Source organism: Mycobacterium sp. (assembly GCF_049281135.1).
In the GTDB taxonomy this organism is placed as follows: Bacteria; Actinomycetota; Actinomycetes; order Mycobacteriales; family Mycobacteriaceae; genus Mycobacterium.
In genome coordinates this window covers 1-7,512 of sequence record NZ_JBAPRN010000011.1, presented here as the reverse complement: position 1 = coordinate 7,512, position 7,512 = coordinate 1, and the positions used below count along the sequence as shown (strand labels likewise).

Annotated in this window: 9 protein-coding genes, 1 tRNA gene and 1 pseudogene; 5 read left to right on the top strand and 6 right to left on the bottom strand. The window is 64.3% G+C overall.

The annotated features are described in order from the left end of the window. The 3 genes and pseudogenes from WAN02_RS00305 to dnaG all read left to right on the top strand — a co-directional run. Positions 1-387, top strand: a pseudogene (locus WAN02_RS00305) (deoxyguanosinetriphosphate triphosphohydrolase); the annotation flags it as partial. Between the two features lie 23 nt (positions 388-410). Further along, positions 411-968, top strand: a complete 558-nt coding sequence (locus WAN02_RS00300; RefSeq protein ID WP_422261710.1) for a superoxide dismutase family protein — start codon at positions 411-413, stop codon at positions 966-968. Between the two features lie 39 nt (positions 969-1,007). Continuing rightward, complete coding sequence (gene dnaG, locus WAN02_RS00295) at positions 1,008-2,924, top strand: DNA primase (RefSeq protein ID WP_422261708.1); 1,917 nt, start codon at positions 1,008-1,010, stop codon at positions 2,922-2,924. Here the strand turns inward: dnaG and WAN02_RS00290 are convergent. After that, positions 2,921-3,163 (bottom strand): hypothetical protein, encoded by a 243-nt coding sequence (locus tag WAN02_RS00290; protein WP_422261712.1) that lies wholly within the window; start codon positions 3,161-3,163, stop codon positions 2,921-2,923. The two genes, dnaG and WAN02_RS00290, sit on opposite strands and share 4 nt — an antisense overlap. 155 nt (positions 3,164-3,318) lie before the next feature. Here WAN02_RS00290 and WAN02_RS00285 point away from each other — a divergent pair. Together WAN02_RS00285 and WAN02_RS00280 are read left to right on the top strand one after the other, a co-directional pair. Continuing rightward, a tRNA-Asn gene (locus WAN02_RS00285) sits at positions 3,319-3,391 on the top strand. A 538-nt stretch (positions 3,392-3,929) separates the two neighbouring features. Further along, positions 3,930-4,622 (top strand): hypothetical protein, encoded by a 693-nt coding sequence (locus WAN02_RS00280; RefSeq protein ID WP_422261706.1) that lies wholly within the window; start codon positions 3,930-3,932, stop codon positions 4,620-4,622. Between the two features lie 18 nt (positions 4,623-4,640). Here WAN02_RS00280 and WAN02_RS00275 read toward each other — a convergent pair whose 3' ends face one another. The 5 genes from WAN02_RS00275 to WAN02_RS00255 all read right to left on the bottom strand — a co-directional run. Then, on the bottom strand, positions 4,641-5,024 hold the full coding sequence (locus WAN02_RS00275) for a hypothetical protein (RefSeq protein WP_422261704.1): 384 nt from the start codon (positions 5,022-5,024) through the stop codon (positions 4,641-4,643). Next, on the bottom strand, positions 5,014-5,373 hold the full coding sequence (locus WAN02_RS00270; RefSeq protein ID WP_422261702.1) for a hypothetical protein: 360 nt from the start codon (positions 5,371-5,373) through the stop codon (positions 5,014-5,016). Before WAN02_RS00270 ends, WAN02_RS00275 begins: the two co-directional genes overlap by 11 nt. A gap of 689 nt (positions 5,374-6,062) precedes the next feature. Continuing rightward, on the bottom strand, positions 6,063-6,377 hold the full coding sequence (locus WAN02_RS00265; protein WP_422261700.1) for a hypothetical protein: 315 nt from the start codon (positions 6,375-6,377) through the stop codon (positions 6,063-6,065). Next, entirely contained in the window at positions 6,374-6,526 is a 153-nt protein-coding gene (locus tag WAN02_RS00260) for a hypothetical protein (protein ID WP_422261698.1), read from the bottom strand. Before WAN02_RS00260 ends, WAN02_RS00265 begins: the two co-directional genes overlap by 4 nt. Positions 6,527-6,746: 220 nt before the next feature. Continuing rightward, positions 6,747-7,512, bottom strand: a 766-nt coding sequence (locus WAN02_RS00255; protein ID WP_422261696.1) for a phage major capsid protein, incomplete at its 5' end; no start/stop codon positions are given.

Sequence of the window (7,512 nt, the reverse complement as noted above, 5' to 3'; positions counted from 1 at the left end):
CGAATGACCAGCGAGCTGGTGGGCCGGTTCGCCTCGGCGGCGATCGCGGCCACCCGTGCGACCGCGGGGCCCGGACCGCTGGCTCGCTACCGGGCCGAACTGTCGGTGCCGGAGGTGGTCCGCGCCGAGGTCGCCCTGCTCAAGACGCTGGCCTTGCAGTTCATCATGTCCGATCCGCGACACCAGGAAATCCAGGCGCGGCAACGGGAACGGGTCCATCGGGTGGCGCACGGGCTGCTGACCGGAGCGCCCAACACCCTGGACCCGGTGTTCATCGCGGCCTTCAACGTAGCCGCCGACGACGGTGGGCGGCTACGCGTGATCGTCGACCAGGTCGCCTCCTACACCGAGGGGCGACTGGAACGAATCGCCGCGGCCCAGCCGTGAACCGCCGGACTAGAGTCGTGGCCATGGCCAAGCCGTCGCACGCTCTCGCCGCACTGTCCGTCGCCGCGCTCAGCGCCTGTAGCCCTCACCAAGAGCCGTCCACGTCGAGCTCGACGAACACGCCGGCACCGAGCGGGCAAACCCTCAGCGCGCAGCTCCATACCGCCGACGGCCGGTCGGTGGCCACCGCCACCTTCGAGTTCGCCAACGGCTACGCGACGATCACCGTGAAGACGACCGACGACCACATCCTGGCGCCGGGATTCCACAAGATGCACATCCACGGCGTCGGCAAGTGCGAGCCGAACTCGGTCGACCCGATGATGCCCGATGAGCACGGCGACTTCCTGTCGGCGGGCATGCACTTCCAGGCACCCGGCCACACCGGGGAGCCGATGAGCGGCGACCTCGACCCCTTGGAGGTGCGTCAAGACGGCGCGGCCTACCTGGTGACCACCACCGACGCGTTCACCCGGGACGACCTTTTGGCGGGCAGCAAAACGGCGATCCTGGTGCACGGCGCCGACGGCAGCCCCGACGCTGACAAGCGATTCGCCTGCGGCGTGATCGGCACCGGGTAATCCGGCGGCCCGCCCACCAGACGGCTCTACACTGGGCCGATGGCCGGCCGTATCTCTGATCGCGATATCGCCGCCATTCGCGAACGAGTCCGCATCGAGGACGTCGTGGGCGACTACGTCCAACTGCGCAGGGCGGGCGCGGATTCGATGAAGGGGCTCTGCCCTTTTCACGACGAGAAATCGCCGTCGTTTCACGTGCGACCCAACCACGGCCACTTTCACTGCTTCGGCTGCGGCGAAGGCGGCGACGTGTATGCCTTCGTGCAGAAGATCGAACACGTGAGCTTCGTGGAGGCCGTCGAGCTGCTGGCCGACCGGATCGGGCACACGATCAGCTACACCGGGGCCGCGACCACCAACGTGCAGCGCGACCGGGGGAGTCGTAGTCGGCTGCTCGCCGCCAACGCCGAGGCGCTGGCCTTCTATGTGGCGGCGCTGGAATCGCCAGAAGCCCAGCTCGGCCGAAAGTACCTGACCGAGCGGAATTTCGATGCCGACGCCGCGCGTCACTTCGGCTGCGGCTTTGCGCCGTCCGGCTGGGATTCGCTGACCAAACACTTGCTGCGCAAGGGTTTTGAGTTCAAAGAACTCGAGGCTGCGGGCTTGTCTCGGGAGGGTCGGCGTGGCCCGATGGATCGATTCCACCGTCGGCTGCTGTGGCCGATCCGGTCGTCGGCCGGCGAGGTGATCGGGTTCGGCGCGCGCCGGCTGTTCGACGACGACCCGATGGAAGCCAAGTACGTCAACACGCCAGAGACGTTGCTGTACAAGAAGTCGTCGGTGCTGTTCGGCATCGACCTGGCCAAGCGTGAGATCGCCAAGGGACATCAGGCCGTCGTCGTCGAGGGCTACACCGACGTGATGGCGATGCATTTGGCCGGGGTGAAGACCGCGGTGGCATCCTGCGGCACCGCGTTCGGTGACGAACACCTGGCGATGCTGCGCCGGCTCATGATGGACGACAACTTCTTTCGCGGTGAGCTCATCTACGTGTTCGACGGCGACGAGGCGGGCCGGGCAGCGGCGCTCAAGGCGTTCTCCGGTGAGCAGCAACTGGCGGGCCAGTCTTTCGTCGCGGTCGCGGCCGACGGCATGGACCCGTGCGACCTGCGGTTGGCATCCGGTGACGGCGCGCTGCGCGATCTGGTGGCGCGACGAACTCCGTTGTTCGAGTTCGCGATTCGCACGACGCTGAGCGATATCGACCTCGACAACGCCGAGGGCCGGGTCTCCGCGCTGCGGCGTTGTGTGCCTATCGTCGCCCAGATCAAGGACTCGACCCTGCGCGACGAGTATGCGCGGCAACTCGCGGGCTGGGCCGGCTGGGCCGACGTCGCACAGGTCATCAGCCGGGTGCGCGAAGAGGCGAAAAGTCCTACGGCGCGAGGGCGCGCCTCCGGCAGGCTCCGTGGGGCCGGGCAGCTTTCGTCTAAGACGGCGCCCGTGCCTGCCGTCCCTCGTCCCGATCCCAAAGACCCGACATTGTGGCCGCAGCGCGAGGCGCTCAAGTCGGCGCTGCAATACCCGGCGCTGGCCGGCCCGGTGTTCGACACGCTGACCGTCGAAAGCTTCACCCATCCCGGCTACGCCGCAGTGTGTACCGCGATAGGCGGGGCCGGCGGCACCGGAACCGGCGTAGGCGGGGCGGAATGGCTGGAGGCGGTGCGCCAAACGGCCCCGTCGCCCGCGGCAGCGGGGTTGATCAGCGAGCTGAGTGTCGAAGCCATCCGGGTCGACGACGACGAGAAACTGCCGCGCTACATCGCCGGCGTGCTGGCCCGTCTGCAAGAGGTGTGGGTCGGCAGGCAAATCGCGGACGTCAAGTCCAAGTTGCAGCGGATGTCGCCGGTGGAGCAGGGCGACGAGTATCACGCGCTGTTCGGCGATCTGGTCGCGATGGAGGCCTACCGCCGCAGTCTGCTCGAGCAGGCCAGCGGCGACGATCTCACGGCTTAACGATTGGGCGCCTCACGCTCGACCACGGCGGTCACGTCGTCGATCTCGGTCAGCGTCACCATCCGCGCGTCCGGCGACACACGATTGGCAACCTTGCGCCGTCCCGCTTCGATCACCGCCTTGGCGGCGGGGCTGCTGGTCAGGGCGCGGTAGGTGCCGACGATCTGGTCATAACGGCGCCGACCGGCCTTAGTGCCCAACACATAGCCCAGTCCCAGAACGACGACGTAACGGATCAAAACGGTCCCTTCCGAGGTTTGCGTTTCTGCGTCCATCCTGCCCCATGCCCGTGGTTCGGTGCCTCCCGGCGGACGATCGGTCAGGTTGGGCGCGCGCAAGCCAATACGCTAGAGTCTCCAGCGATCCGCGCCGATGTGCCGCGGACACCAGGTAGTCCCCTGTAGCTCAATTGGCAGAGCATTCGGCTGTTAACCGAAGGGTTGGTGGTTCGAGTCCACCCGGGGGAGCAACGAAAGGGTGTGCAGGACAACGCATTTAGCGGATTCGAGGGTGGTCGTGCAACATACGTGCCACATCGTCGCAGCAAACAACACCGCAGGTCAGGGGCGATCAGTCTGGTCGCCTTCGGCGTGTCGCCGCTGCGAAGTCCGACGCCGGCACTAATGTCGACCTGCTACGCACCCGACAAGAACGATGGAAGTGAACGGTATGTCCGACTTCGGCGACGAGCTCCAACGGTATGTTGACGACAATTTTCCGAAGGGCGTCAGCGTCCCGACCGGCGTCAGCGAGGAAGAAGCGATCGGCTCCGTTCAAGAGCAGTTCCCTGGCTTTACATGTCCAGAAGAGACGGCACGAGGCATTGTGCGTGAAGCCTGGCGTAGAGCCAGCTAGTCGTCCAGCTCGACAGGTTTACACCCGGCCCTGCAAACCGCGACCTTCACGTACACGGGCGGATCATCAGGAATTCCACCGCGCATCTGCGCCCGCTTCTCCCAGTCAGCAGGGCCACCACACCTCGCACATGTTGTCTCGTCACCGGACATGAGCACGAACGCTACGCCCAGCGACCTCACCCGCGACAGGGCCGCAGAGGACAATCGGCGCATGGCGGATGAGGTACCTACGCGAGAGATTCCCGAATCAGTGAAGGCGCGGGGCATCGTTGATCGGGCCACAGGCATCGAACGGGCTCGCGCTTCCCGTCAGTGGCTCCACGATGCGGCTGCGGCGGCTCTTAGTCGCACCGACCAGTTGCACGACAGCCACTTCCTGATCATGGGACTGGCGACCCGTGCCGCCGGTCTGCACGACGGAACCGTCCACGCGCTCGAAACCGACAACCCGTTTGCCGCCTACACCACGTTGCGGTCCTACGCCGAGAATGCTGCTGCGCTGCTGTATGCCACCGACCATCCCGACCAACTCGACAGAATCCTCGGATTCGGTGACACCTACCCAATCAAAGTGGGTGTCATCACGAACTACGCCGATCAGGGGAGTACTCGGTTTGGTGCATTCCGGGGCGTATATGCAGACCTCAGCGAATTCGCGCACCCGATGTCCCGGTCAATCTTCGCTTCAGCTAAGCGCAACGGGGACAACGGAATTAGATGGTCGCTTGAACCCGCATTCAAGTATGACGTCGATTTTATGGTGACGTGCGCCTTGGTCGTTGAAATGGCGGAGGCTAACTCGCATCTGCTCAGGGAATACGCAGATTCCCAGGGTTGGTGATACGAGGCCGGGCGCCACTCACCACTGGCATTGATCGGCATGCTCGACGTCGCCGGCCGGCTCAACCAGATCGTCGGGATAAACCCGGATCAGTGCCCGCGGATGCTTAAGCCAGTCCGGTGGATTCGCCGGGAGATGTTCGCGTGCAGTCGCACCTTCCACAACGACGGGTTCACCGCGGCGAAGCTTGTCCAACAGCGTTGATCGCTTCGGCTGGATTTTGGCCGCAGCAGCCGCGGCAGTCCGGCTCTGCGCGAACGTCGCCATGACGGTGGTGTCCCAGTCGAACGTCCGCTCGTCCGGCTTGATCACGGCAGCCTCCTGGCGCTCGAGGAGACCGGCATACAGACCGGGCACGCGGTGAACGACGGCGGCTGATCGTGGCGCTCGGCTAGCCGGCATGTTGACTCCATCGTGCCTGTGCTGCTCGACGGGCACGGCGGGTCTGCGGCGACTCGGCGGCCGGGTTGGTCACGTCGGTGCGCACCAACTTCAACATCCTGGTGAGCAACCCGTCCTGCAAACGGATCTCGCGGGCCACCTCGACGCGCAGCTTGGTTGATTCGGCCCGGGTGTAATCGCTGGTCAGGTCTTGAATGTGGTCGACAGTGCAGCTCATGCGTTCCAGGATCGCCAGTTCGGCCGCCGTCCAGTACAACTCGGCGCCCGCGGCGGCAGCGTTGGCGGCAAGTTCCTGATCAAGCTCACGGCGCAGTTTCCGAGCGGCGCTGCAGTGGGCAATCCGTCCCATAACGCACATGTTACCGCTGGTCGACAGGTATTCGATTTTGTCGAAGTCCTTGCAACGTCAACCCGATTCGGCTGAAAATTCCGGCCGCCTTGAATGATGCGGCTGAAACTGAGCTGCGGCCGGCCGCGCGAAAGTGTGCGTTTCTGCAATGCGCCAAAGCATTCCGCCGAAATGGCCGGTGCGTGTCGGAGGTGGGGGGAGGGGTTGGTGTGGCGGGAGTGGGGGGTCAGGTTAAGCATGCCTGTGTTTGTAATGGCCATTGCGGGGCTGGTTGTTGTACCTAACGACCGCGGTATTCATCCTGACCACGGTGCCCATCCGTCGAGCGACCTTCCGGCACGTCGTATGGATCCCGCACTCGATGCCCTTGTGCAGCATTCCCTTCAGCGCTGGCCTTCTTGGCCCCGCATGGCCCGCAGACCCCCTGCAAGTTTCCGTCGGTGTAACCAATCCCGTTGTCGATCCTGTCCAGGATGGTGGCGACACGGGTACAGACATTCGGGTAGGCGAGTGCGCAAACCTTGTCCGGCCCAACGTATTTGCCGCGCATCGCTCGCCGTGCCCGATTATCGCTACGTGCTACGGGTGTCTGTGGCCGTGTTTTCCACTGTCGGCGTGGGTGGTTGGGGCAGTCAGCACCTGCGGGGATAACTTTTGTACAGCCGACTGACGAGCAAATGCGTGGAGCTCTAGGCATGTGGCACCTCGATGTAGCGGACGGGCTGGTGTTGCGGGTCGGTGTAGCGGACACCGGGTACCGGCTCGGGCCCCATCGCCTCAACACTCCAAACATCGCGATCGCGGGACACGCGCAGCATGTGCCACGTCGATAAATCGTCTTCACACTGCGGACACGAGACGAGTACGGCCCGACCGATCTTCCCCAAGTAATCGTGGGTATATCCGTCGACGCCGGCCCAACCTTCAGTGTTCAACGTGTATTCGAGTTGGGCTGCGTGCAGCTTGTGCAGCGGGTTGGTGCGCGGTCCCCGGCTGCTGGTCATAGCATTCGCTCTCGGATCGCGGCGACCTGGTCGACGTCCAGCCCGGTGGCCTCGGCGATTTCGTCGTCGTCCGCACCGTCCCAAAATGCTTTCAGCACATAGCGTTTGATCCGTTTGTCGACGACCGCAATGTCGTTCGGCCAGTTCATAGAAGACTCTTTCGTTGGTAGACCCGGTGCCCCGTCGCGGAGCAGGAGAGTGAACCCCTACGGTTGCCGGCGGATGTGTAGGCGCCGAGGACCGATTGACGGGAGCACCGGGGTTGATGGCGTGGCCCGTAATTAGTCCCCACCACAAGGACCAACGCCAACGCCCCGACACGGTGGCGAGCAACGACCACGAAGGCGCCACCGTGCCGGGGCAGATCGGTTAGCTTCCGCCGGAAACTATTTGGACAACGCAATTGGGCTGGGTGAACCCGAACGCGGCGCGCATGACTCCGCGGACCTGGGTGCTGTCCGATGAGAATGCGCTGTACGGGTTCGCTTGTACGGAAAGGTCTTGCCGCAGAACGGTAAAGCTCTTGTCGGCGGCGATAGCCCAGACCACGCCATCCTCGATGGTCGGCAGGCTGTCGGTGCTCTCGGGCACGGAGTACAGCGGTACGCCGAAGATTCTGCGGTTGACCGGGTTACTCACGTCGCCGGGTGACTGCGCTAACAACGGCTCATTGGACACGATGGTGGCGGTCGCCTCGAATCGCTTCAGCTGAGACAGCTGTTCGACGGTCGAGAAGCTGGCCGCGAATCCGGTGATCACCGAACCGTACTGTTCCACTTGGCTGATCGCCTGGAGGAACGGATCGAAGTTCACGAACGCACCGTCGACGTTGATGGTCTGGTAGTCGATGCCGCCGAGTCCACCGGGCCCGTTGCTGGTCGACGTGGAGAAGAATGCGCTATCGAGCGCGCGTGCAAACGACCGGACGAGACCGTCACCGACGACGCCGGCAGCTTCCGCGTTGGCCGCACTGTCCGCGATCAGTTCATTGCTCACGGTCGTCAAGGCTTTGAGCCCGAACGGTGTGACGACGACTTCACCCAACGTCGGATCGGTCTCACTGATGTTGCTGCCCTCGACCACCCACGATGCCGCCGCGTCTGCATCGACAATCGGGAAGCGCAAGCTTGGCCGC

Coding starts and splice junctions, on each gene's coding strand:
- WAN02_RS00280 (WP_422261706.1), top strand. CDS start 3,930: ATGAGCACGAACGCTACGCCCAGCGACCTCACCCGCGACAGGGCCGCA.
- dnaG (WP_422261708.1), top strand. CDS start 1,008: ATGGCCGGCCGTATCTCTGATCGCGATATCGCCGCCATTCGCGAACGA.
- WAN02_RS00275 (WP_422261704.1), bottom strand. CDS start 5,024: ATGCCGGCTAGCCGAGCGCCACGATCAGCCGCCGTCGTTCACCGCGTG.
- WAN02_RS00270 (WP_422261702.1), bottom strand. CDS start 5,373: ATGGGACGGATTGCCCACTGCAGCGCCGCTCGGAAACTGCGCCGTGAG.
- WAN02_RS00265 (WP_422261700.1), bottom strand. CDS start 6,377: ATGACCAGCAGCCGGGGACCGCGCACCAACCCGCTGCACAAGCTGCAC.
- WAN02_RS00260 (WP_422261698.1), bottom strand. CDS start 6,526: ATGAACTGGCCGAACGACATTGCGGTCGTCGACAAACGGATCAAACGC.
- WAN02_RS00300 (WP_422261710.1), top strand. CDS start 411: ATGGCCAAGCCGTCGCACGCTCTCGCCGCACTGTCCGTCGCCGCGCTC.